20 protein-coding genes are annotated in these 22,018 nt (G+C 53.1%); 14 read left to right on the forward strand and 6 right to left on the reverse strand.

The genetic code is table 11. From position 1 onward, the window contains the following. Positions 1-21 precede the first annotated feature (21 nt). Positions 22-879, forward strand: a complete 858-nt coding sequence (locus D5398_RS20570; protein ID WP_120509313.1) for an AraC family transcriptional regulator — start codon at positions 22-24, stop codon at positions 877-879. Between the two features lie 22 nt (positions 880-901). Here the strand turns inward: D5398_RS20570 and D5398_RS20575 are convergent, their stop codons facing one another. From D5398_RS20575 to D5398_RS20595, 5 genes are read right to left on the reverse strand one after another with little or no spacing between them, the layout of a single operon-like run. Next, the gene (locus D5398_RS20575) at positions 902-1,246 is read right to left on the reverse strand and encodes a PTS fructose-like transporter subunit IIB (protein ID WP_120509288.1); all 345 of its coding nucleotides are present in this window, start codon (positions 1,244-1,246) and stop codon (positions 902-904) included. Between the two features lie 23 nt (positions 1,247-1,269). Beyond that, positions 1,270-2,157: a [formate-C-acetyltransferase]-activating enzyme gene (locus tag D5398_RS20580; RefSeq protein ID WP_120509289.1), complete on the reverse strand. Its 888-nt coding sequence runs from the start codon at positions 2,155-2,157 to the stop codon at positions 1,270-1,272. Beyond that, positions 2,123-4,420, reverse strand: a complete 2,298-nt coding sequence (locus tag D5398_RS20585) for a formate C-acetyltransferase (RefSeq protein ID WP_120509290.1) — start codon at positions 4,418-4,420, stop codon at positions 2,123-2,125. The genes D5398_RS20580 and D5398_RS20585 overlap by 35 nt, the downstream gene beginning before the upstream one ends. Positions 4,421-4,436: 16 nt before the next feature. Next, positions 4,437-4,766 (reverse strand): PTS fructose-like transporter subunit IIB, encoded by a 330-nt coding sequence (locus D5398_RS20590; RefSeq protein WP_120509291.1) that lies wholly within the window; start codon positions 4,764-4,766, stop codon positions 4,437-4,439. 29 nt (positions 4,767-4,795) lie between these two features. After that, entirely contained in the window at positions 4,796-5,875 is a 1,080-nt protein-coding gene (locus D5398_RS20595) for a PTS fructose transporter subunit EIIC (protein ID WP_120134736.1), read from the reverse strand. Between the two features lie 367 nt (positions 5,876-6,242). Here D5398_RS20595 and ptsP point away from each other — a divergent pair, with 367 nt between their 5' ends. Then, positions 6,243-8,747 carry a phosphoenolpyruvate--protein phosphotransferase gene (gene ptsP, locus D5398_RS20600; RefSeq protein ID WP_120509292.1) on the forward strand — a complete coding sequence of 835 codons (2,505 nt, stop codon included), beginning with the start codon at positions 6,243-6,245 and terminating at the stop codon, positions 8,745-8,747. Between the two features lie 11 nt (positions 8,748-8,758). Then, the gene (gene fsa, locus D5398_RS20605) at positions 8,759-9,421 is read left to right on the forward strand and encodes a fructose-6-phosphate aldolase (RefSeq protein WP_120509293.1); all 663 of its coding nucleotides are present in this window, start codon (positions 8,759-8,761) and stop codon (positions 9,419-9,421) included. Positions 9,422-9,510: 89 nt separating this feature from the next. On the opposite strand, the gene D5398_RS20610 is transcribed toward fsa, so the two are convergent. Beyond that, a complete protein-coding gene (locus D5398_RS20610; RefSeq protein WP_120509294.1) occupies positions 9,511-10,338 on the reverse strand; it encodes a dienelactone hydrolase family protein in 828 nt (275 codons plus the stop codon). 185 nt (positions 10,339-10,523) lie between these two features. On the opposite strand from D5398_RS20610, the gene katE reads away from it, so the two are divergent. From katE to tatD, 11 genes are all read left to right on the forward strand, one after another. After that, the gene (katE, locus tag D5398_RS20615; RefSeq protein WP_415838488.1) at positions 10,524-12,806 is read left to right on the forward strand and encodes a catalase HPII; all 2,283 of its coding nucleotides are present in this window, start codon (positions 10,524-10,526) and stop codon (positions 12,804-12,806) included. 224 nt (positions 12,807-13,030) lie between these two features. Continuing rightward, the gene (gene udp, locus D5398_RS20620; RefSeq protein WP_120509295.1) at positions 13,031-13,792 is read left to right on the forward strand and encodes a uridine phosphorylase; all 762 of its coding nucleotides are present in this window, start codon (positions 13,031-13,033) and stop codon (positions 13,790-13,792) included. 199 nt (positions 13,793-13,991) lie between these two features. Next, the gene (locus D5398_RS20625) at positions 13,992-14,519 is read left to right on the forward strand and encodes a DedA family protein (RefSeq protein ID WP_120134776.1); all 528 of its coding nucleotides are present in this window, start codon (positions 13,992-13,994) and stop codon (positions 14,517-14,519) included. A 157-nt stretch (positions 14,520-14,676) separates the two neighbouring features. Beyond that, the gene (rmuC, locus tag D5398_RS20630) at positions 14,677-16,212 is read left to right on the forward strand and encodes a DNA recombination protein RmuC (protein WP_120509296.1); all 1,536 of its coding nucleotides are present in this window, start codon (positions 14,677-14,679) and stop codon (positions 16,210-16,212) included. 148 nt (positions 16,213-16,360) lie between these two features. Next, entirely contained in the window at positions 16,361-17,116 is a 756-nt protein-coding gene (gene ubiE, locus D5398_RS20635) for a bifunctional demethylmenaquinone methyltransferase/2-methoxy-6-polyprenyl-1,4-benzoquinol methylase UbiE (RefSeq protein WP_120509297.1), read from the forward strand. Between the two features lie 13 nt (positions 17,117-17,129). Then, positions 17,130-17,738: a ubiquinone biosynthesis protein UbiJ gene (gene ubiJ, locus D5398_RS20640; RefSeq protein WP_120509315.1), complete on the forward strand. Its 609-nt coding sequence runs from the start codon at positions 17,130-17,132 to the stop codon at positions 17,736-17,738. After that, entirely contained in the window at positions 17,735-19,366 is a 1,632-nt protein-coding gene (gene ubiB / locus D5398_RS20645) for a ubiquinone biosynthesis regulatory protein kinase UbiB (protein ID WP_120134748.1), read from the forward strand. The genes ubiJ and ubiB overlap by 4 nt, the downstream gene beginning before the upstream one ends. A 73-nt stretch (positions 19,367-19,439) precedes the next feature. Then, positions 19,440-19,706 carry a Sec-independent protein translocase subunit TatA gene (gene tatA / locus D5398_RS20650; RefSeq protein ID WP_120509316.1) on the forward strand — a complete coding sequence of 89 codons (267 nt, stop codon included), beginning with the start codon at positions 19,440-19,442 and terminating at the stop codon, positions 19,704-19,706. A gap of 3 nt (positions 19,707-19,709) precedes the next feature. Then, positions 19,710-20,357: a Sec-independent protein translocase protein TatB gene (tatB, locus tag D5398_RS20655; RefSeq protein ID WP_120509298.1), complete on the forward strand. Its 648-nt coding sequence runs from the start codon at positions 19,710-19,712 to the stop codon at positions 20,355-20,357. Positions 20,358-20,359: 2 nt separating this feature from the next. Continuing rightward, a complete protein-coding gene (gene tatC / locus D5398_RS20660; RefSeq protein WP_120509299.1) occupies positions 20,360-21,133 on the forward strand; it encodes a Sec-independent protein translocase subunit TatC in 774 nt (257 codons plus the stop codon). Positions 21,134-21,190: 57 nt separating this feature from the next. Next, positions 21,191-21,982 (forward strand): 3'-5' ssDNA/RNA exonuclease TatD, encoded by a 792-nt coding sequence (gene tatD / locus D5398_RS20665; protein WP_120509300.1) that lies wholly within the window; start codon positions 21,191-21,193, stop codon positions 21,980-21,982. The last annotated feature ends 36 nt before the right edge of the window (positions 21,983-22,018 follow it).

Genomic DNA, 22,018 nt, shown 5'->3' on the forward strand with positions numbered 1-22,018 from the left:
CTGCGCAAAGGTAGCCTGACCATGACTCATCTTCTTTTTCCCCTTTTAACTCCGGTGATTGAACATCCGGCGGGTATCCGTCAGGTGTATTTTGCCGGTGCTCTGCATCCGGTGCCGGAGCTGGCCTATCAGGTGGATTTTCCCCGTCTTGAGCTGGTTCTGGACGGTGTGCAGATAATGAACTGGGAAGATGAACACGGTAATGTTCAGACGACCCGGATGCAGGCTGGCGATGTGCTGTTCGTTCCGGCAAAAGGCTGGAACAGTCCGCAGTGGCAGCAACCGGTGCGGACGCTGAGTTTTTTATTTGGTAAACAACAGCTGGGCTTTAGCCTGCTTAACTGGGATGGAGAACAGTTTTCTTCCAGCGAAAAAGGCAATGTCGGGCGGCGCGGGCCGCGAACCGGTGCATTCATGTTACAGGCGCTCAACGAACTGGCGTGGCATCGCCAGGATCAGCCCACGGCGAAGTTTCTGGTGAAAGGACTGCTCAGCCACGCACTGGATCTCTTCAGTTCTTCAGTGCAAACCGTTTCGCGCAGCCAGGCGCTTTTCGCCGCTATCCGTCAGTATATTGAAGAGCATTATCGCGAACCTCTGACCCGCGATTCTGTCGCTAAAGCATTTTATATTTCGCCGAACTATTTATCGCATCTGTTCCAGAAAAGTGGCGGCGTCGGCCTGAATGAGTACCTGAATTATGTGCGGCTGGAGCAGGCGAAGAATTTGCTGAAAGGGTATGACATGAAAGTCAGGGAAGTGGCTCACGCCTGCGGGTTTATCGACAGTAACTATTTTTGCCGCCAGTTCAGAAAGAGCACCGAAAGGTCTCCTTCAGAATACCGCCGTCAATACCGCAGCCAGTTTGAAAATGCCTGACTGCTGACCTGTTTCGAGAGATTTACGCTAAAACGATTTTTGTGCCCTGTGGCGATGTAGAGATTTTTTTTACGGCAGTCATCACTTTTTCAGGGGTACGTAAAAACGTATGAATACTCGTCTGAACACAGCGGCTGTGAGCGAAACGTTCGCTTTGTTCCAGCTGAATTTCAGTGATCAGCAAGGTAATATCCGCCTGAGCAATGTCCGCTTCAGACAGTAAGTTCTCGACGCCCAGCGCGCCCTGAGTTTCGACTTTTACCTGCCACTTTTCCTGCGCGCAGAGTTTTTCCAGACGCTCCGCCGCCATATAAGTATGTGCCACACCGCTGATACAGGCGGTGACTGCGACCAGTTTGAGCGACATAGTATTTCCCCTGATTTAAAAATTTACCCACCCAGCGTGACTTTATAACCGTATTTTTCAGCCATCGCATAAAACGGCGCAATAGTTGCGGCATCCGGCACCTTTGTCTTATGCATCGAGTAAGTTTTGTCCAGCAACGGGTACTTTGCTTCGCCGTATTTATGGAAGGGTAGCAGATGGATTTCGGCCAAGTTGAAAAGTCGGAGGAAATCCAGAACCTGCTGCATATTTTCCTCTGTCAGAGTGAAGCCGGGGATCAGCGGCAGACGTGGGAGAAGATTTACGCCGCGCTCAGCCAACGCACGGAAGTTTTCCAGCACTCTCGGCTGGTTCATATTGAGCAACGATCTCGCCTGCTGAGGATCCATAATTTTAAAATCGTACAGAACCTGATCGCAGTTTTCAGCCAGTGCAAGCAGATGAGACAACGGCGCATCGCCCGCGGTTTCTATTGCCGTAGAAATGCCCAACGCCCGCAACGCTTTGAGCAATTCACCGGCAAACGCGTGCTGCATCAGCACCTCGCCGCCGGAAAGCGTGACGCCGCCGCCCGATGAACGGAAAAACACTTCATCTTTGAGTAACTGCGTCATCAGTTGTGGCAGCGTGACATCCTCGCCGACATATTCCATCGCGCCGCTCGGGCATTCGGCGGGATCCTGCAAACAAGTGCGACAGTTCAGGCATTTTGCCTGCCGCTTGATGACCTGAATTCGCGGTGATATCGATTCAGGATTGGCGCACCACGGGCAGCGGTGCGGACAGCCTTTGAAGAAAACCAGAGTACGGATACCCTGGCCATCGTTGAGCGAAAAACGCTGAATGTTGAAGATGCGTCCGCGTTTTTCCGGCTCTTCTGTGACGGGGAGCCGCCGTTCAGAGCTGGTGTGCGGTGCGACCAATAATGTCATCCTGAATCTCCTTAGACAGTTCGACAAAGAATGCGCTGTATCCCGCCACCCTGACGACCAGCCCGGCGAAATCCTGCGGACGTTTTTGCGCTTCACGTAGCTGTTCAGCATTCACCACGTTGAACTGTACATGCTGCAATTTCAATCGGGTGAAGGCCCCAAGGAAGTCAGCTAATTTATTCAGTCCCTGCTGGCCTTCGAGCGTCGATGGCGTGAATTTAACGTTCAGCAGTGTGCCGTTTGAGAGCAACGTATTGTCGAGTTTACTCACGGATTTCAGCACCGCGGTTGGCCCCTGATGATCCTGCCCCAGCATTGGGGAAAGCCCGCCGTCCGCCAGCTGTTCCCCGGCAAAGCGACCATCCGGCGTAGCACCGACCACGGCACCTAAAGGCACGTGCGCGGATACGGTGTAAGAGCCTGGCGTAAACTGTCCGCCGCGCGGATTGCGGTACTGCTCAACTTCTTTGCAGTAATAGCGCAGCAAATCGGCGCTGATTAAATCAACCTCATCCACATCATTGCCGTATTTTTCAAAGCGGTTAATCAGACGCGCGCGAATGGCCCGGCCCTCTTCGCTGGCAAAGTTTTCTTTCAGCGAGGCCAGCAACTCGTCAAATGTCAGACGCTGCTGGTCAAACACCATGCCTTTCAGTGCATGTAACGAGTCGCTGAGGTTTGCGATGCCGATGCCCTGTACGCCGGAGAAGTTATAACGTGCGCCGCCTGCGGTAATGTCTTTGCCGCTGTCCAGACACCCTTCGATAAAGGAAGAGAGCAGCGGGACCGGAGCCCAGTCGCGGTGGCCGATATCGCAGATATTGCTGCCCTGCGCCATCAGCCGGACGTAATGGCTGATTTTCCGACGGATTTGCTCCATCAGTTCTGCATAGGTGAGCGTCGCGTTGCCTTCGTTCTCATGCAGAGTCAGCTCCATAACTTTCAGCAGGTTAAACATGGCGATGTCGTGCAGACCATAGGTTTTGCCGGGAATGGATAATTCGACGCAGCCAACCACCGCATAATCTCGTGCATCTTCAAGGCGTACGCCGCGATTAAGAAATGCCGGAACCACCACTTCGTCGTTGAAAATTTGCGGAATGCCGGTGCCGAGACGGATGGTTTCGGCCGTTTTCAGCAGGAAAGGACGGTCGATGAGTTCGTTGACCCGTACACCAAGGTTTGGCTGAGGCAGACAAATACTCTGATACGCATCCAGACACAGAAACGACAGCACATTGACGGCGCTGCGACCGGTGTCGGTCAGGCCGCCCAGCAAAATAGTGTAACCGGTCGGAAATCCGGCGAAGTAACGCGCGCTGGAAGTTGAACGTAGCAGCACGATGTCGTTGCATTTCACCCACAGGCTTTCCAGCAATTCCTTAAGGAATTCCGGAGATTCCCCCTGGGACAGCGAATGTTGATAGAACGGCAGCATGTACTGATCGAAACGCCCGAGGGAAAGCGAACTGGCGTTGGATTCAAACTGCAAAATGATGTTCATGTACCAGAACAGCTGACAGGCCTGATAGAAATCCTGCGGCTTGTTGCCGGAAATGTGCTGTGAAAGGCGGGCAATACGTTCGAGTTCCCCCTTTCTTTGCGGGGCTTCGCACGCTTGCGCCATTTTCTCTGCCAGCGAGGCATAACGCAAAATGTGCCGTTGCGACGCTTCCAGCAGAATCAATGCTGCCTGATAAAAGGCATTATCCGGCGCATCGTTAACGTGCTGCTTAAGTTCAGCAACTAAGTTATCCAGACCGCAACGGAGCAGGCGCGGGTAATCGATGATGATATGCCCCTGGCCTTTGTCAGTCTGATTGATACTGAATATCTGCGTTTTGGTGGCAGCTTTTACCTCTTCCGGCATCTGACTGTTGATAAAATCTTTCATCGAACGCGATTCCCAGTAAGGGAAAAGCTGTTCGCGATAAATCTCTTTATCCTCATCAGAAATCGTAAAGCGATCCTGCGGACGGGTTGAAAAAGCATCCAGCTCCTTCAGCAGCCAGTAAGGGTCCATTTCAGGAGAGATGATCCCCGCACGCGGTTTTACCGTTCGGTTACCGGCAATCAGTTCGTCCTCACGCAGGGTAATTTCTAAGTGATCAAGAATATAAGCCGTCGCTTTTGCCCGGCGTAAAAGCGTGGGCTCACCCTCTGTCGTGCGGTGGCTTGCTGTGTACAGCAGAGCCCGTTCCAGCGAGATTTCACGCGGGCTAGCGAAAAGCGCAGTTTTCAGACGTTCGATGCGGGAAGTCATCCTGTTCTCCTTACTTTCAATCCGTGACAGCAGTTTTGGCGAGATGCGCCGCAATTTTTTCCATGATGGCGTCAGCGCGTTTAACGGCGTCGCTGATGGCGACGCGTACGGTGACTTTGCCTTTGAAACGTTCTTCTTGTTTGATGCCGATGTCTTTGGTCAGGATCACGATATCAGCAGCCGCAACGTCTGCCTGTGTCAGTTCATTTTCCAGGCCAATGGAGCCCTGCGTTTCGACTTTGCATTCCCAGCCTCTGGCTTTTGCCGCACGTTCAATGGCTTCGGCCGCCATGTAGGTGTGAGCAACGCCGGACGGGCAAGCGGTGACAGCAATAATGTGAGTCATGGTTTCTTCCTTCTATATTTTCAAAGAAATCAGTTAATTTCGAAGTCCAGATCCAGGTCGGATTCCTGATGTTTTTTAGCGGATTGTTTTTTGGCCGCCAGGTGTTTCAGCAGGTTGACGCACAGTGCTGTGACCACCATGCCGACCAGCAATGCGCCGATGTAACCCAGTTTTCCTTCGACGACAGGCAGCACAATCAGCCCGCCCCAACCGGCATAGCATTGCGCACCGACCAGTGCGGCGGTAACGGCTGCACAGGCAGAGCCAATCATGATGGAAGGGATAACGCGTAGCGGGTCAGCGGCGGCGAAAGGTATCGCCCCCTCGGTGACACCGACGCAACCCATCAGCATCGCGGCTTTGCCCGCTTCACGTTCTTCGGTGGTGTAGTATTTGCGGCCAATCAGTGTGGCAAAACCCAGTCCGAGTGGTGGTGTGGCGATGGCCACCGCAGCAATCGCGACCACCGTATACACGCCCTGCGCCACACAAATCAGCATAAAGGCATAAGCGACTTTGTTAACCGGGCCGCCCATGTCAAAGGCGAGCATCAGCCCCATGATGATGGCGAGCACAATAATGCTGCCTTGCTGCATGCCCTGTAGCCAGTGAGTGAGTGAGGCGGTCAGCAGGCCGACCGGTTCACCCAGCCCCCACATCATGATCCCCGCCGTAAGAAGCGTACCGATGATCGGGATCACGAAGATCGGCATCACGGAACGCAGGATCTTCGGCACTGGGATCTTCTTGAGATAGAAAACAATGATGCCGCCGAGCAGGCCAGCGATGATTGCGCCGAAGAAGCCGGCACCAAAGGAGGCACCGACCCAGGCACCGATGGCTGACGGAGCCAGTGCTGAACGGTCGGAAATTGAATAGCCGATATAGGCGGCCAGGAAAGGCACCATCAGGGTTAGACCGGCCACGCCGATATCAAACAGCTTTTTCAGATTCGGATCGGTAGCAGCATCCGGCACCGCGCCTTTGCCATACAGCATGACCGAGACAGCCAGCAGAATACCGCCTGCGACCACGAACGGGATCATATGAGACACGCCGGTCATCAGATGCTGGCGGGTATTTTTTAGAATATTGAGCAAGTCTTTCATGATTGGCTCCACGAAATCCGGTGTCGGGCTAAAAATCGCAAATATCAGCGGCCTTAATTCAAAAGCCGCAGATACAGAAAGGCTATCGGTCTCAACAATAGGCTGCTGACCGTGGCGCTAATAGTGGACAAAATTGTGTTTTACTGGACTTTTGTAATGTCAGATCAAAAATGCGAGCAGGTTCAAATAACCCGAAATATGGCGAGGTTTCTGCTGGCATTCGGTGTGTGAGCTGGCTCGCAAAAAAGCACTGACAATACATTTGTCCAGCATTTGTCATTTTTGTCTGGTAGCTATCAGCGCCTGCTGACTCTTATCCTGCAATAAGCCGGTACATTGCACCGGAATTTGGGATGAGGATTCAGAAATGACCAAGAAGTTGAGCTTCACCTGCGTGCTGGTAAATGGTGTTCATGCCCGTCCGGCCAGTCATATTGAAACGTTGTGCAACGGTTTCGGCTCCGCATTTGAGTGGCATAACGTCCGTACTGACCGTCAGGCTGATGGTAAAAGTGTGTTGTCACTGATTGGCGCTGATATTTTACTGGGCGATGAATGCCATGTGACCATCAAAGGCGATGACGAAGACGCGGCGCACGCTGCGCTGGCCCATTTCATCGAGCATCAGTTCCCGCTCTGCGATGAAGCCCTGCCTGAACACAATGAAAACGCTGAACTTGAGCCGCTTCCTGAATCCCTGATGCATCTTTCCCCGCTGATTTTCCGCGCCCGTTCCGTCAGCGAAGGCTGTGCGCTGGGCAAACTGGTCAGCCTTTCCAGCGTCAATCTGGCAGCACTGACGGATTTGCCGGAGTCTCAGGGAAAAGATAAGGAGCAAAGTCTGCTTTCCGCCGGGCTGGCGCAGCTTGATAAATCTATCGAATTACAGCTGATGGCGGGCAGCGGAACGATTACCGCCGTGCTGGAAGCGCACCGTTCTTTACTGCGTGATAATAGCCTGCGCGAAGCATTATTGAGCCGCGTGGCACAAGGCCAGAGTTGTGCACAAAGCATTGTCGACACTGCCGCGCATTTCAGTGCGCAACTTGCACAATCGTCCAGTGCTTATTTGCGTGAACGCGAACTGGATATTCGTGATGTCAGCTTCCAGCTTTTACAGCAAATCTATGGCGAGGAACGCTTTGCTTCCCAGCGGGCGCTGAGCGAAGCCAGTATTTGTCTGGCGGATGAACTGACGCCAAGTCAGTTTCTGGAGCTGGATAAAAAACACCTCAAAGGATTGTTACTCGGCAGCGGGGGCAGCACGTCGCATACCGTAATCCTCGCCCGATCGTTCAATATTCCTGCGCTTGTCGGCGTTGATCCCAAACCGTTGCAGAATTATTTACAGCAGGATGTGCAGATCGACGGCGATCTGGGGCTGGTTGCCTGCGCGCTCAGCGAACCGGTGCGTCGTTATTATCGTCAGGAGCAGGCGGTGCATCAGGCGCTACGTGAACAGCAAAGTGAATATCTGGATAAACCGGGCTATACCGCCGACTGCGTACGTCTTGAAGTTGCGGCTAATATTGCGCATTCGGTTGAAGCCAGCGCGGCGTTTGGCAATGGCGCCGAGGCCGTCGGGTTGTTCCGTACAGAAATGCTGTATATGGATCGCGCCAGTGCGCCTTCCGAGGATGAGTTATACAACATTTACTGCCAGGCCACGGAGGCCGCCAAAGGCAAAACCATTATCGTCCGCACTATGGATATCGGTGGCGATAAGCCAGTCAATTATCTGAATATTCCGGCTGAGAATAATCCGTTCCTTGGTTATCGCGCGGTGCGTATCTATCAGGAATTTCTGCCTTTATTCCACACACAACTGCGTTCGATCCTGCGCGCTTCAGCGCACGGAACACTGAAAATTATGATCCCGATGATTTCTTCGATGGAAGAAATCTTATGGGTGAAAGAGAAGCTGGCGGAAGCCAAGCAGTCGCTGCGCAGTGAGCAAATCCCGTTTGATGAAAAAATTCAGCTGGGGATCATGCTGGAAGTGCCGTCGGTGATGTTCATCATCGACCAGTGCTGCGAGGAGATTGATTTCTTTAGCATCGGCAGCAACGACCTGACGCAGTATCTGCTGGCGGTCGATCGCGATAACGCCAAAGTGACCCGCCATTACAACAGCCTGAATCCGGCTTTCCTGCGCGGTCTCGACCATGTTGTGCGCGAAGTGCATCGTCACGGTAAGTGGATTGGTTTGTGCGGCGAACTGGGGGCGAAAGGCTCGGTGCTACCGCTGCTGGTCGGGCTGGGGCTGGATGAAGTCAGCATGAGCGCGCCGTCGATTCCGGTGACCAAAGCGCGTCTGGCGAAACTCGACAGCCGCGAGTGCCGTTTGCTGCTCAACCGCGCCATGCAGTGCCGCACCTCGCTTGAAGTTGAACATCTGCTCGCGCAGTTCCGTATGGCGGTCAATGATGCACCGCTGATCACCGCGGAATGTGTGGCGCTCAATACTGACTGGCGCAGCAAAGAAGAAGTGATTAAAGGCATGGTCGATAACCTGATGCTGGCCGGTCGCTGCCGTTATCCGCGCAAACTTGCCGCCGACGTCTGGGCGCGTGAGGCGGTATTTTCCACCGGTCTCGGTTTCGGTTTTGCGATTCCGCACACCAAATCCGAACACATTGAGCAGTCGACCATCAGCGTCGCGAAGCTCACGCAACCGGTGCAGTGGGGCGACGAAGAGGCGCAGTTCGTCATCATGCTGACACTCAATAAACATGCCGCGGGCGACCAACATATGCGGATTTTCTCAAAGCTGGCGCGACGGATTATGCACGACAGTTTCCGCGATGCGCTGATGAATTCGACCACAGCAGCACAGATAGAAGCGCTGCTCAAACAAGAGCTTGAACTCTGACAGGAGAGGGTATGGAACTTTATCTGGATACGGCTGATATCAGCGCAGTAAAACGCTTATCCCGTATTTTGCCGTTGCAGGGCGTGACGACGAATCCGAGCATTGTGGCTAAATCGCAGACGTCCCTGTGGGAAGTGCTGCCCGCGCTTCGGGATGCGTTAGGCGGTGAAGGAAAACTCTTTGCGCAGGTTCTGGCGAATCAGACTGAGCAAATGGTGGAAGAAGCTGAATTACTGCACTCCCGCGTACCGGGACTGGTAGTGAAAGTGCCGGTGACAGCCGCTGGCCTTGCCGCGATTAAGATCCTGCGCACCCGTAAAATTCCGACGCTGGGCACTGCGGTTTACGGGGCCGGGCAGGGACTGCTTTCGGCACTGGCCGGTGCAGAATATGTCGCGCCGTATGTGAACCGGCTGGACGCGCAGGGCGGCGACGGCATTGCGATGGTGACGGAGTTGCAGCAATTACTGTCACTCCATGCGCCGCACGCCAAAGTGCTGGCCGCCAGTTTCAAAACGCCACGTCAGGTTCTGGCCTGTCTGCTGGCGGGCTGTCAGTCGGTCACTATTCCGGTAGACGTGGCGGAGCAGTTTATCAGCGCACCGGCGGTACAGGCTGCGGTCGATAAATTCGAACAGGACTGGCAGGGTGCTTTTGGACGATTGTCGTTGTAAATAGATTGTCGCTGTAACGCGCTGAATAGCATTAAAAAGCCCGACAGGAAAACCTGCCGGGCTGTTTTTATTTATGTCACCGCAATTTTTTATTTCACGCCGTACTGGGTAAAGAAATCCAGCATACGTTGCCAGCCATCGGCGGCGGCTTCAGGGTGGTAACTCGGACGATAGTCGGCATTAAAGGCGTGACCGGCTTCCGGATAGACGACGATTTCCGCCGTGGCATTGGCTGCACGGATCGCCTGACGCATGGTTTCAATCGTATCCAGAGGAATACTGGAATCTTCTGCGCCGTACAAACCCAGCACCGGAGCATCGAGCGCGGCTGCGCGATCTACCGGCTGCGACGGGCTGGTCAGCGTTTTATCACCGACCAGTTTTCCATACCACGCTACGCCCGCTTTCAGCTGCGGATTGTGCGCCGCATAGAGCCAGGTGATACGCCCGCCCCAGCAGAAACCGGTGATGCCTAATTTGGAAATATCCCCGCCGTGTTGTGCGGCCCAGTGGGCAGTGTGGTCGAGATCGGAAAGCACCTGCTGATCCGGCACTTTGCTGACCAGTTTGGCGAAAAGCTCGCTGATTTCGGTGTAATCACGCGGGTCGCCCTGACGGAAATACAGCTCAGGTGCGATAGCCATATAGCCCTGTTTTGCCAGACGGCGGCAGACATCCTGAATATGTTCGTGTACGCCGAAAATTTCCTGCACTACCAGAATTATCGGCAATTTACCGGTGAACTGTTCCGGGCGGGCGAGATAGGCGGGCATGTCTTCGCCCTGCGAGGGAATAGTGGTCTGGCCTGCGTGCAGCCCGTCGGTATCGGTGTGAATGGTGGTGCTGGCGACGGGAGTGACCGCAGGCGCAAAGCTGGTCGGAGCCTGTTTCAGGGTAAGTAATTCTTCTTCTTTCATCGGGAGTCTCCAGGCAAGTGTCCATACGAAAATAGATAGCTATGGATTAAAACTATAGCCGGAAAGCATGAACAGCAAGGCGCAAGAGATGTTCTATAGTTAAAAGTTAATCAGGAAAGTCATCAGGGAAGATTTAGATAACGTCCACAGAACACCCGAAACCTTTGTCTGAGGAGCTATGTTCAATGTCAAAATCACCGTCTAAAGTGACCAAAAAAAGTGAGCCAAAACCGGTAAGCCGCGCCCCCGCCACGGGCATCAAGTCCTCACAACCAGGCCTTGGCGATTTGGCACCGGCAGATCGCGCTTATCAGCCTTCGCCACAACCGACGCCGCCGGGAAAAGAGCCGACCGCTTCCGGCAGTGCCAAAAGTCCGAAAAATACCAATGCCAAACTCGATGCGTTAGAGCGTCATCGTAAAAATGGTGAAAAGCAGCCGCTGACCACCAATCAGGGCACTAAAATCTCCGATGACCAGAACTCGCTGAAAGCAGGTAACCGTGGCCCGACGCTGCTGGAAGATTTTATTCTCCGCGAAAAAATTACTCACTTTGACCACGAGCGCATTCCTGAACGCATCGTTCATGCGCGCGGTGCGGCGGCGCACGGCTATTTTCAGCCTTACCGCAGCATGAAGTCGGTGACAAAAGCCAGTTTCCTTTCTGATCCGAAAAAGAAAACGCCGGTCTTTGTGCGTTTCTCTACCGTTCAGGGCGCGCGCGGGTCGGCGGATTCCGTTCGTGATATCCGCGGCTGGGCAACCAAGTTTTATACCGATGAAGGGATTTACGATCTGGTTGGCAACAATACGCCGGTATTCTTTATTCAGGATGCGCATAAATTCCCCGATTTTGTACATGCGGTAAAACCCGAACCGCATAACGAAATCCCGCAGGGCGCCAGCGCGCACGACTCCTTTTGGGATTACGTGTCCCTGCAACCGGAAACCCTGCACAACGTTTTCTGGGCGATGTCCGACCGCGGGATCCCGCGTAGTTACCGCACGATGGAAGGTTTTGGTATCCATACTTTCCGGTTCGTGAATGCCAAAGGTAAAGCTACCTTTGTGCGTTTCCACTGGAAACCGCTGGCCGGAAAGGCCTCTTTGTTATGGGATGAGGCGCAGAAACTGGCCGGGAAAGATGCGGATTTCCACCGCCGAGATTTGTGGGAATCCATCGAAGCCGGTGATTATCCGGAATACGAGCTGGGCGTTCAGCTGATCCCGGAAGAAGATGAATTTAAATTCGATTTCGATTTGCTCGACCCGACCAAGCTCATTCCCGAAAAACTGGTGCCGGTAGAACTTATCGGCAAGATGGTGCTTGACCGTAACCCCGATAATTACTTTGCGGAAACCGAACAGGTCGCATTCCATCCGGGGCACGTGGTGCCGGGCATTGATTTTACCAATGATCCGCTGTTGCAGGGCCGCCTGTTTTCTTACACCGATACGCAGATCAGCCGTCTTGGCGGGCCGAATTTCCATGAGATCCCGATTAACCGCCCGACCTGTCCGTACCATAACTTCCAGCGCGACGGCATGCACCGGCAGGATATCGATACGAATCCGGCGAATTACGAGCCGAATTCCATCAACAATAACTGGCCGAGGGAAACGCCTCCGGCAGCGTCCGGCGGCGGTTTTGAAAGCTATCCGGAGCGAATTGATGCAGAAAAAATTCGTCAGCGCAGTCCGTCATTTGCCGAATATTATGCTCATCCGCGCCTGTTCTGGCTGAGCCAGACGGCGGTGGAGCAGGATCATATCGCCGGAGCTTTCTCATTTGAATTAGCGAAAGTCGCGCGGCCTTATATCCGCGAACGTGTGGTGGATTTACTGGCGCATGTCGATCAGGGACTGGCTCAGACAGTGGCGAAAAATCTGGGGATTACGCTGTCGGCTGAAACCCAGAAAATTAAACCACCGAAGCCGGTGAATGGCCTGAAAAATGATCCGTCACTGAGTTTGTACGCCAGTGGCAAAGGCACAATCAAAGGACGTCAGGTGGCGGTATTGCTGGGTGAGGGCGTGAATGCGGCGGATGTACTGGAAACCTTACAGGCGCTTCAGGCGGCGGGTGTGCATCCTAAACTGCTGGCCAGCCATTTAGGGAATGTCACCGCCGATGATGGTTCGACACTGCCGGTGGATGCCACATTTGCCGGTTTGCCTTCCATTACCGTTGATGCAGTCATTGTTCCTCACGGGCACATTGATGCGTTGCTGATGAACGGCGATTCCCGTCATTACCTGCTTGAAGCCTATAAGCATCTGAAAGTCATCGGATTAAGCGGTGACGCGCGCCGCTTCAAATCGCTGCTGGGGCTGACGGATGATGTGCCGGAAGAAGGTGTCGTCGAGGGCGAGAAAGCTGAGGGAGCATTACTGAAAACGTTCCTGAAAGAAATGCTCAAACACCGGATCTGGTCGCGCAGTGCGGCGGCAGATTCCGTTCCTGCCTGATCCGCCATAATCTGAAAACAGCCCGTCTCCGATAGCGGAGATGGGCTGTTCAAAACCTCATCAATTGCCCGTTAATTTGTGATTTGCATCACAAATTAAATGTATGCGTAATTTCTGTTGTTACACCATAGTGACGACCGTCACGAAATAACGTCACAATGTTCAGTACAGTTGCCGGGTGTTCCTCCTGCCAATTTATGACCTTACACACAGAGGAGTTTGTTATGTCTCAGCCTGAAGTTTTCCATCTTGGCCTGGCCAAAAAAGATTTAAACGGCGCGACGCTGGCGATTGTTCCCGGCGACCCTGAGCGCGTGGAAAAAATTGCCAAACTGATGGAGAATCCGGTTCGTCTGGCTTCCCACCGCGAATTTACCTCATGGCGTGCTGAGCTTGACGGCAAATCTGTGATTGTTTGTTCGACCGGTATTGGTGGTCCTTCGACTTCCATCGCGGTTGAAGAACTGGCACAGCTGGGGATCCGTACTTTCCTGCGCGTCGGTACAACCGGTGCTATCCAGCCACACATTAATGTTGGCGACGTGCTGGTCACTACCGCAGCCGTCCGCCTTGATGGCGCAAGCCTGCACTTCGCACCAATGGAATTCCCGGCGGTAGCCGATTTTGCCTGCACTACCGCACTGGTTGCTGCCGCAGAATCCGTTGGCGCTGCCACGCACATTGGCGTTACCGCGTCTTCTGACACCTTCTATCCGGGTCAGGAACGTTATGACACGTTCTCCGGCCGCGTCGTTCGTCGCTTCAAAGAATCGATGAAAGAGTGGCAGGAAATGGGCGTTATGAACTACGAAATGGAATCCGCTACCTTGCTGACCATGTGTGCCAGCCAGGGCCTGCGTGCGGGTATGGTTGCCGGTGTTATCGTGAACCGTACGCAGCAGGAAATTCCTAATGCGGAAACCATGAAGAAGACCGAGAGCCATGCGGTCAGGATTGTTGTAGAAGCCGCTCGACGTCTGATCTAATTTCCCGTCATCCTTCGAGCCGCAGATGCGATGGCTGCGCTCGCAAACCTGAATCACTGACTAATCTCACATTGATGGGCTGCCTCTGGCGGCCCATTTTTTTGCCCTGTTAAGCAGATCTGTTAAGGTCATGTTAGTAATGCGTCTGGAATAATTGATGAATTCCGGCTCCGTATCTCTGATTAAAGGAACTGCATTTTTGACTGTTCATGACCTTCTCGATTACACGACCACCTTTATCCGTGCACATCAGGTATGGGCCGCGCCTATCGTCTTCTTTCTGGCTTTTGGCGAGTCTCTGGCCTTTTTGTCGTTGCTCCTTCCGGCAACCTTTATCCTGCTGGGACTGGGCGCGCTGATTGGCGAAACCGGTATTCCCTTCTGGCCAATCTGGGCTGCTGCGGCTGCAGGGGCTTTCTTCGGCGACTGGCTTTCCTATTGGGTCGGCAACCATTTTCAGGACAGAGTTGGGAACTTCTGGCCTTTCTCCCGTCATCCGCAAATGCTGGTTCGCGGGCATGCCTTTTTTGAAAAATGGGGTATGCCGGGCGCATTTATAGGCCGTTTCTTTGGCCCGCTGCGCGCCGTTGTGCCGCTGGTCGCCGGTATCTGCGGTATGCCGCAAAAGTATTTTCAGATAGCCAATGTAACGTCGGCGCTTATCTGGGCTTTCGGCATTCTGGCTCCCGGTGCTTTCGGCATTCAGTGGCTGAGCCGCTGGTTCTGAATCCTGCTCCCTGTGGCTGACCGCCGCAAGGGGGCAGGTGCAGAGAAATTCTCTTCTGGAAGACGTCTCGCAAAGGCTCAATGCAACAGAAAATAGACTGGACATCCATACAGCCTGACATTACCTTGGCCGCAAGAGACTTCAAGAGGGAAATCGCGTGGATATCAGCATTCTGACTGCCCTGGCAGCGGCGTTAATTGGCTTACTGTTGGGATGGCTCATCGCCAGTTTGCGACAACAGCAACAGCAGACGGAGTATGAAACGCAACGCCGTTTACTGGAACAATCGCTGGAACAGGTCAGGGCGGAAAATGATACGTATAAAAGCGAGAGGCTGTCGGGCCAGCAGCAACTGCGTGAAGCCGAACTGGAACTGAGGAAACTGCACAGCCTGCAGGCCGCCAGTCAGGAGAAACTGCAATTACTGGCGCACTGGCAAAACGAGTGCGAGCAACTGAATCAGGAACTGCGCGCACAGCGGGAAATCAACAGTGCTCAGGAGGCCGAATTGCGTGAGGTGTCCACCCGTCTGGATGAAACCCGCATGGCAGCCGAAGAAAAACAACGTCTGCTGATCAACAGCGAACAGCGCCTGAGCAGCCAGTTTGAAAATCTGGCGAACCGGATTTTTGAACAAAATGGCCGTCGCGCCGACGAACAGAACAAGCAAAGCCTCGACAAATTACTGTTGCCGCTGCGCGAGCAACTCGACGGATTCCGACGTCAGGTGCAGGACAGCTTCGGACAAGAAGCCCGTGAACGGCATACGCTGGCGCACGAGATCCGCAATCTGCAACAGCTGAACGTCGAAATGGCGCGTGAAGCTGTCAATCTGACCAAGGCTCTGAAAGGTGACAACAAAACCCAGGGTAACTGGGGTGAAGTGGTACTCAGCCGCGTGCTTGAAGCTTCCGGATTGCGCGAAGGATATGAGTATCAGAAGCAGGTCAGTGTGCAGGTAGACAGCAACAGCCGCATGCAACCCGATGTGGTCGTACGGTTACCGCAGAACAAAGACGTGGTGATTGATGCCAAAATGACGCTGGTCGCTTACGAGCGTTATTTTAACAGTGAAGATGACGCTGAGCGTGAAATCGCGCTGAATGAGCACATTGCCTCGGTGCGTGGCCATATCCGCTTGCTGGGCCGTAAAGATTATCAGCAACTGCCTGGTTTGCGCAGCCTGGATTATGTGCTGATGTTTATCCCCGTCGAACCCGCGTTTCTGCTGGCGATCGACCGGGAGCCCGAATTGATCAGCGAAGCCCTGCGCCACAATATTATGCTTGTCAGCCCGACAACTCTGCTGGTGGCGTTACGTACGATCAGCAACCTGTGGCGCTACGAACACCAGAGCCAGAATGCCAAACGTATCGCCGATCGCGCTGCGCGTCTTTACGACAAACTGCGGCTGTTTGTGGATGACATGGAGTCGATGGGGCAAAGTCTCGATAAAGCGCAGGGAAGTTATCGTTCCGCGATGAATAAACTCTCGCAAGGCCGTGGTAATCTTATCGGGCAGGTTGAGAGTTTTCGTGCTCTGGGTGTTGAAGTTAAACGGCCAATTAGTCCGTCTCTGGCTGAGATGGCTAAAGCGGAAAATGAACCTGAAGATACCGCATCTCTGCCAGATACCTCTGATGCGGAAGAAGAACAAACACTGAACCCGCGCGAGCTAAACCCGCATCAATAGGCCGCGCTTGCCCGAATGATCCGTAGTGCATTTCTGATTCAACGAATGAATCATTGCAATATGTTGAATCACCATCGGTGATGGGGCTTTCCTATGGGTTCTGATACACTTCTCCCCAAGAGTTCGACTGAAAAAGCAGGCATATAAAATGGAAAAGCAGACGCAGGAAACCACTCATTTTGGTTTTCGCACAGTAGCCAAAGATGAAAAACAGGAAATGGTGGCAGAAGTCTTCCATTCCGTTGCGGCAAAATATGATTTGATGAATGACCTGATGTCTTTCGGTATTCATCGCATCTGGAAGCGTTTCACTATCGATTGCAGCGGTGTCCGTCAGGGGCAACGTGTGCTCGATCTGGCCGGTGGTACGGGTGACCTGACCGCAAAATTCTCCCGTCTGGTGGGTGAAAAGGGCGAAGTGGTTCTCGCTGATATCAACGATTCCATGCTGAAGATGGGCCGCGAAAAGCTGCGTAATCTCGGCATCGTCGGTAACGTCAGCTACGTTCAGGCGAACGCCGAAGCACTGCCTTTCCCCGATAATTATTTTGACTGCATCACGATTTCCTTCGGCTTACGTAATGTCACCGAAAAAGAAAAAGCGCTGCGTTCAATGTTCCGTGTGCTTAAGCCGGGTGGCCGTTTACTGGTTCTGGAATTCTCCAAACCTCTCCTCAAGCCGTTGAGCAAAGCCTACGATACCTATTCCTTCCACATCCTGCCGCGCATTGGTGAACTGGTTGCGCAGGATGCTGAGAGCTACCGCTATCTGGCCGAATCTATTCGTATGCACCCTGATCAGGAAACCCTGAAGGGCATGATGGGCGATGCCGGTTTTGAAAATGTGACGTATCACAATCTGACGGGTGGCATTGTCGCGCTGCATCGGGGTTTCAAATTCTGATATGGGTATGCCGATGTTGTTAACGCCGTTGCTGACTGCCGCTATCGAGACGCCGCTTAATTTTCTGCTTTTCAAAGATCGCAGCATGAAGGCGGCGCGCACGCGTCTGGCAGGTAAAGTTTTACGTGTTGAATTGCAGGAACTGAGCGCACCGCTGACGTTTGTTTTCAGCGAGCAAAAAATCGACGTGCTCGGACAATGGGACGGCGCGGCCGATTGCACCGTCACTTCCCGGATTTCATCTCTGCGTAAATTACGTGATCGTCAGCAGCTGTCGCCAATGATGCGCAGCGGCGAACTGGTGGTCGACGGTGATATTTCCGTGGTTCAGCAGTTTTCCGCGTTGCTGGATTTGGCTGAGTTTGAGCCCGCAGAATTCCTGGCACCCTATATCGGTGATATTGCCGCTCAGGGGTTAAGTCAGGCGGTTCAGGGTGGTTTTCGTTTTCTGCAAAAAGGCGTGAAGCACCAGCAAAGTTATGTGGCGCAGACGCTTACCGAAGAGTGGAAAATGGCGCCTGGCCCGCTGGAAGTTGTCTGGTTTAGCGATGAGGTTTCTGCGCTGGTGCACGAACTGGATGCGCTGGATAAACGTATCGAAAAACTGGAGGGCAAACCGTGACGCCTAGGGAAATGCGACGTTTATATCTGATTATCCGCATGTTTCTGATCTACGGCCTTGACGAACTGATCCCTAAAATCCGCTTAACGCTGCCGCTGCGAATGGGTCGTTATCTTTTTTTCTGGTTACCTCATCGTCATAAAGAAAAGCCATTGGGTGAGCGCATGCGTCTGGCGCTGGAACAACTTGGGCCGGTATGGATCAAGTTCGGTCAGATGATGTCGACACGCCGTGATCTTTTCCCTCCGCATATTGCCGATCAGCTTGCTCTGCTGCAGGACCATGTGCCGCCGTTTGATGGTGCCAAAGCGCGTCAGCAAATTGATGCCGCACTCGGTGGCCCGCTGGAAACCTGGTTTGATGAATTCGATCAGACGCCGCTGGCTTCTGCCTCGATTGCACAGGTTCATACGGCAATCCTCAAGGAAAATGGCAAACCGGTGGTGCTTAAGGTGATCCGCCCAGACATTTTGCCGACTATTGTGGCGGATATCCGCCTGATGTCGCGTCTTGCGGGCTGGCTGCCGATTTTGCTGCCAGATGGTCGCCGTTTGCGCCCGCGTGAAGTGGTGCGCGAATATGAGAAAACTTTGCTCGATGAACTGAATCTGTTACGTGAAGCAGCAAATGCGATTCAGCTTCGTCGTAACTTTGAAGGCAGCCCGATGCTGTATGTGCCGGAAGTGTATCCGGACTACTGCAGTGAAAGCCTGATGGTCATGGAGCGCATTTACGGCATTCCAGTTTCTGATATTGAGGCTCTGAAAAAGCAGGGCACTAATATGAAACTGCTGGCAGAACGTGGCGTGCAGGTGTTCTTCACGCAGGTTTTCCGCGACAGTTTCTTCCACGCCGATATGCATCCGGGCAATATTTTCGTCAGCTACGAAACGCCGGAAGACCCTTGCTACATAGGGATCGATTGCGGCATAGTGGGTTCGCTCAATAAGGAAGACAAGCGCTATCTGGCGGAGAACTTCATCGCGTTCTTTAACCGCGATTATCGCAAAGTGGCTGAGCTGCATGTCGATTCCGGCTGGGTCCCCCGCGATACCAACGTTGAAGAATTCGAATTTGCTATTCGTACAGTCTGCGAACCGATTTTTGAGAAACCGCTGGCAGAGATTTCCTTTGGCAACGTATTGTTAAACCTGTTTAACACGGCGCGCCGCTTTAATATGGAAGTCCAGCCTCAGCTGGTATTGCTGCAAAAAACGCTGTTGTATGTCGAAGGCCTCGGGCGTCAGCTTTATCCTCAGCTGGATTTGTGGACTACGGCGAAGCCGTTTCTTGAAAGCTGGGTACGGGATCAGGTCGGTTTACCGGCGATGATCCGTGCACTGAAAGAGCGTGCGCCGTTCTGGCTCGAGAAAATGCCAGAGTTGCCGGATTTGGTGTATCAGAGTCTGCATCAGCACAAGCTTTTGCAATACAACATTGAGAAGCTTTCCTCACAGATCCATAACCAGAGTTCCCGTCAGGGTCAGTCTCGTTATCTTCTGGGAATAGGTGCGACGCTGTTGTTAAGCGGAACACTTTTGCTGTTAGGCGACGTGAAAATTTACCCGGCCTGCCTGATGGCTGCCGGTGCTGTTTCCTGGTTAATCGGATGGAAGCGCGCCAGCTAATCATATTTGTTTTAAATTGAATGCCGTTTGCGAACGGCAATGAATGTCGTTCCTTCCTATTGAGGTGAAAAAAATGGGTGGTATTAGTATTACAAAAATCCTGATTCTCGTTGTTCTTGTGGTACTGCTGTTCGGTACGAAGAAACTGCGTGGTCTGGGTTCAGATTTGGGCGCTTCCATCAAAGGCTTCAAAAAGGCCATGAGTGATGACGACAGTCAGCCAAAAACCAAAGACGCTGACATTTCTCCTACTGATGCTGATTTCACGGCTAAGTCTGTAGAAAGCAAACCAGAAGCGAAAGCAGAAGACACCAAGAGCCAAAACAAAGAGCAGGTATAAGCCGTGTTCGATATTGGATTTAGTGAACTGCTGCTGGTATTGGTGATTGGCCTGGTTGTTCTCGGGCCGGAGCGTTTACCTGTAGCAGTGAGAACAGTAGCAGGCTGGATCCGTACGCTTCGTGCAATGGCTGCTTCAGTTCAAAGCGAATTATCGCAGGAGCTGAAACTTCAGGAATTGCAGGATAGCCTGAAGAAAGCGGAAGAGTCCGGTCTGAAGAATTTAACGCCTGAAATCAAAGCGTCCATGGACGAGTTGAAGGAAGCGGCAGAATCCATGAAAAAGTCGATCAATTCAGGGCTAAACCCTGCGGAGAAGGCGGTGGAAGAAGCCAAAGCTGAAGGCAATACCATTCATAATCCGGTTCTGGATGAAGCGGAAGCGCATCATGACGCAGGTGTTTCACCGGCAACGGCAGACAAAGTGGTTTCTGCTCCGGCAGGCGCGCCACAAAGCGCTGTTGAAGCCGCGCTGGCATCGAATAAAACCGCTCATGCTGCTCAGCCATTGATGACACCTACGGAACCGGTGCCTGATACTTCTGTTGAGGTTGCACCGGTGACAAAAGCTGCTGTTGATGAAGCATCCGTTGCTGAACCTGCCGCACCCGTCAAACCGGCTTCATCAACCCAAACGACAGGTGACCGTTAAACATGGCAGTTGAAGATACTCAACCACTGATCAGTCATCTGATTGAACTGCGCAAGCGTCTGCTGAATGCCATTATCTGCATTTTGGTGGTGTTTTTAGCGCTGGTTTATTTTGCAAATGACATCTATCAGCTGGTGGCCTCACCGCTGATTAAGCAGATGCCGATGGGCGCGAGCATGATTGCGACCGACGTCGCATCTCCGTTCTTTACGCCAATCAAACTGACGATGATCGTTTCGGTGTTCTTATCCGCACCATTCATTTTGTATCAGGTTTGGGCGTTTGTAGCGCCTGCGCTGTACAAACATGAACGACGTCTGATGATGCCGCTGCTGTTCTCAAGCTCTGCATTATTCTATCTCGGCGTGGCATTTGCGTACTTCGTGGTGTTCCCGCTGGCGTTTGCTTTCTTTGCGAAAACAGCACCGGTAGGCGTACAGATTGCGACTGACATTAACAACTATCTCGATTTCGTGATGGCATTGTTCATGGCCTTTGGTGTCTCTTTCGAAGTGCCTATCGCGATTGTGCTGCTCTGCTGGAGTGGCGTGACTACGCCGGAAGACCTGAAAAAGAAACGTCCTTATGTCCTGGTCGGGGCATTCGTGGTTGGCATGTTGCTAACGCCGCCGGATGTGTTCTCGCAAACGCTGCTGGCAATCCCGATGTATCTGCTGTTTGAAATTGGTGTGTTCTTTGCCCGTTTCTACGTCGGAGCACGCCGCCGGTCTGATGTCGATTCTGAGTCTGATACCGATCCGGATCAGCCTGCATAATCCCTATTCTGCTTTAAAAAACCGCCCTGATGGGCGGTTTCTGTTTCAGGACTTCCCATGTTTGAAATCGGTATAAATCTCACCAGCAGCCAGTTTGATAAAGACCGGCCACAGGTAGTGGAAAGAGCCAGAGCCGCCGGGCTGAGCGGTATGTTGATCACCGGTACATCCGCGCAGGAAAGTGTTGAAGCGCAGAAGATGGCGGCAGAACATCCGGATTTTTGCTGGTCAACTGCAGGCGTGCATCCGCATCAGGCCAGCGACTGGAATGAGCAGGTTGCCGCAGGTATTCGCAAGCTGGCGGAGTTGCCCAATGTTGTCGCCATCGGTGAATGCGGGCTGGATTTCAATCGCAACTTTTCTCCGGCAGACCTTCAGGAAGCCGCTTTTACAGCGCAACTTGCGCTGGCGAAAGACTTACAGCTGCCGGTGTTTTTACATTGTCGCGACGCCGGTGAGCGTTTTGCGGCATTGTTGAAACCCTGGCTGGCAAATTTGCCAGGTGGCGTGGTGCACTGCTTTACCGGCACACGACAGGAGCTTGAATTGTATTTGTCCCTTGGCCTGTCGATTGGAATTACCGGCTGGGTATGCGATGAGCGCCGCGGGCTGGAACTGCGTGAAATGCTGCCGCTGATCCCGGCTGAACGGCTGATGCTGGAAACTGATGCGCCGTATTTGTTGCCGCGGGATATGGAGAACAAACCTAAGAACCGTCGTAACGAACCGGCTTTCCTGCCGCATATCGTGGAACAGGTGGCGTTATGGCGGGGTGAAGATCCGCAATGGCTGGCAGATATCACAGATGCCAATGCACGTAAGCTATTTGCGTTGCCGGAACGTCGCTGAGTCCAATGAAAAGGCACCGCCGAAGGGTGCCTTTTT

It is taken from the genome of Rahnella bruchi (assembly GCF_003614975.1).
Lineage (GTDB): Bacteria > Pseudomonadota > Gammaproteobacteria > Enterobacterales > Enterobacteriaceae > Rahnella > Rahnella bruchi.

Bases quoted from the DNA above. Each gene is read 5' to 3' on its own strand.
- D5398_RS20570 (WP_120509313.1), top strand. From the start codon at position 22: ATGACTCATCTTCTTTTTCCCCTTTTAACTCCGGTGATTGAACATCCG.
- D5398_RS20575 (WP_120509288.1), bottom strand. From the start codon at position 1,246: ATGTCGCTCAAACTGGTCGCAGTCACCGCCTGTATCAGCGGTGTGGCA.
- D5398_RS20580 (WP_120509289.1), bottom strand. From the start codon at position 2,157: ATGACATTATTGGTCGCACCGCACACCAGCTCTGAACGGCGGCTCCCC.
- D5398_RS20585 (WP_120509290.1), bottom strand. From the start codon at position 4,420: ATGACTTCCCGCATCGAACGTCTGAAAACTGCGCTTTTCGCTAGCCCG.
- D5398_RS20590 (WP_120509291.1), bottom strand. From the start codon at position 4,766: ATGACTCACATTATTGCTGTCACCGCTTGCCCGTCCGGCGTTGCTCAC.
- D5398_RS20595 (WP_120134736.1), bottom strand. From the start codon at position 5,875: ATGAAAGACTTGCTCAATATTCTAAAAAATACCCGCCAGCATCTGATG.
- ptsP (WP_120509292.1), top strand. From the start codon at position 6,243: ATGACCAAGAAGTTGAGCTTCACCTGCGTGCTGGTAAATGGTGTTCAT.
- fsa (WP_120509293.1), top strand. From the start codon at position 8,759: ATGGAACTTTATCTGGATACGGCTGATATCAGCGCAGTAAAACGCTTA.
- D5398_RS20610 (WP_120509294.1), bottom strand. From the start codon at position 10,338: ATGAAAGAAGAAGAATTACTTACCCTGAAACAGGCTCCGACCAGCTTT.
- katE (WP_415838488.1), top strand. From the start codon at position 10,524: ATGTCAAAATCACCGTCTAAAGTGACCAAAAAAAGTGAGCCAAAACCG.
- udp (WP_120509295.1), top strand. From the start codon at position 13,031: ATGTCTCAGCCTGAAGTTTTCCATCTTGGCCTGGCCAAAAAAGATTTA.
- ubiE (WP_120509297.1), top strand. From the start codon at position 16,361: ATGGAAAAGCAGACGCAGGAAACCACTCATTTTGGTTTTCGCACAGTA.
- ubiJ (WP_120509315.1), top strand. From the start codon at position 17,130: ATGTTGTTAACGCCGTTGCTGACTGCCGCTATCGAGACGCCGCTTAAT.
- tatA (WP_120509316.1), top strand. From the start codon at position 19,440: ATGGGTGGTATTAGTATTACAAAAATCCTGATTCTCGTTGTTCTTGTG.
- tatC (WP_120509299.1), top strand. From the start codon at position 20,360: ATGGCAGTTGAAGATACTCAACCACTGATCAGTCATCTGATTGAACTG.
- tatD (WP_120509300.1), top strand. From the start codon at position 21,191: ATGTTTGAAATCGGTATAAATCTCACCAGCAGCCAGTTTGATAAAGAC.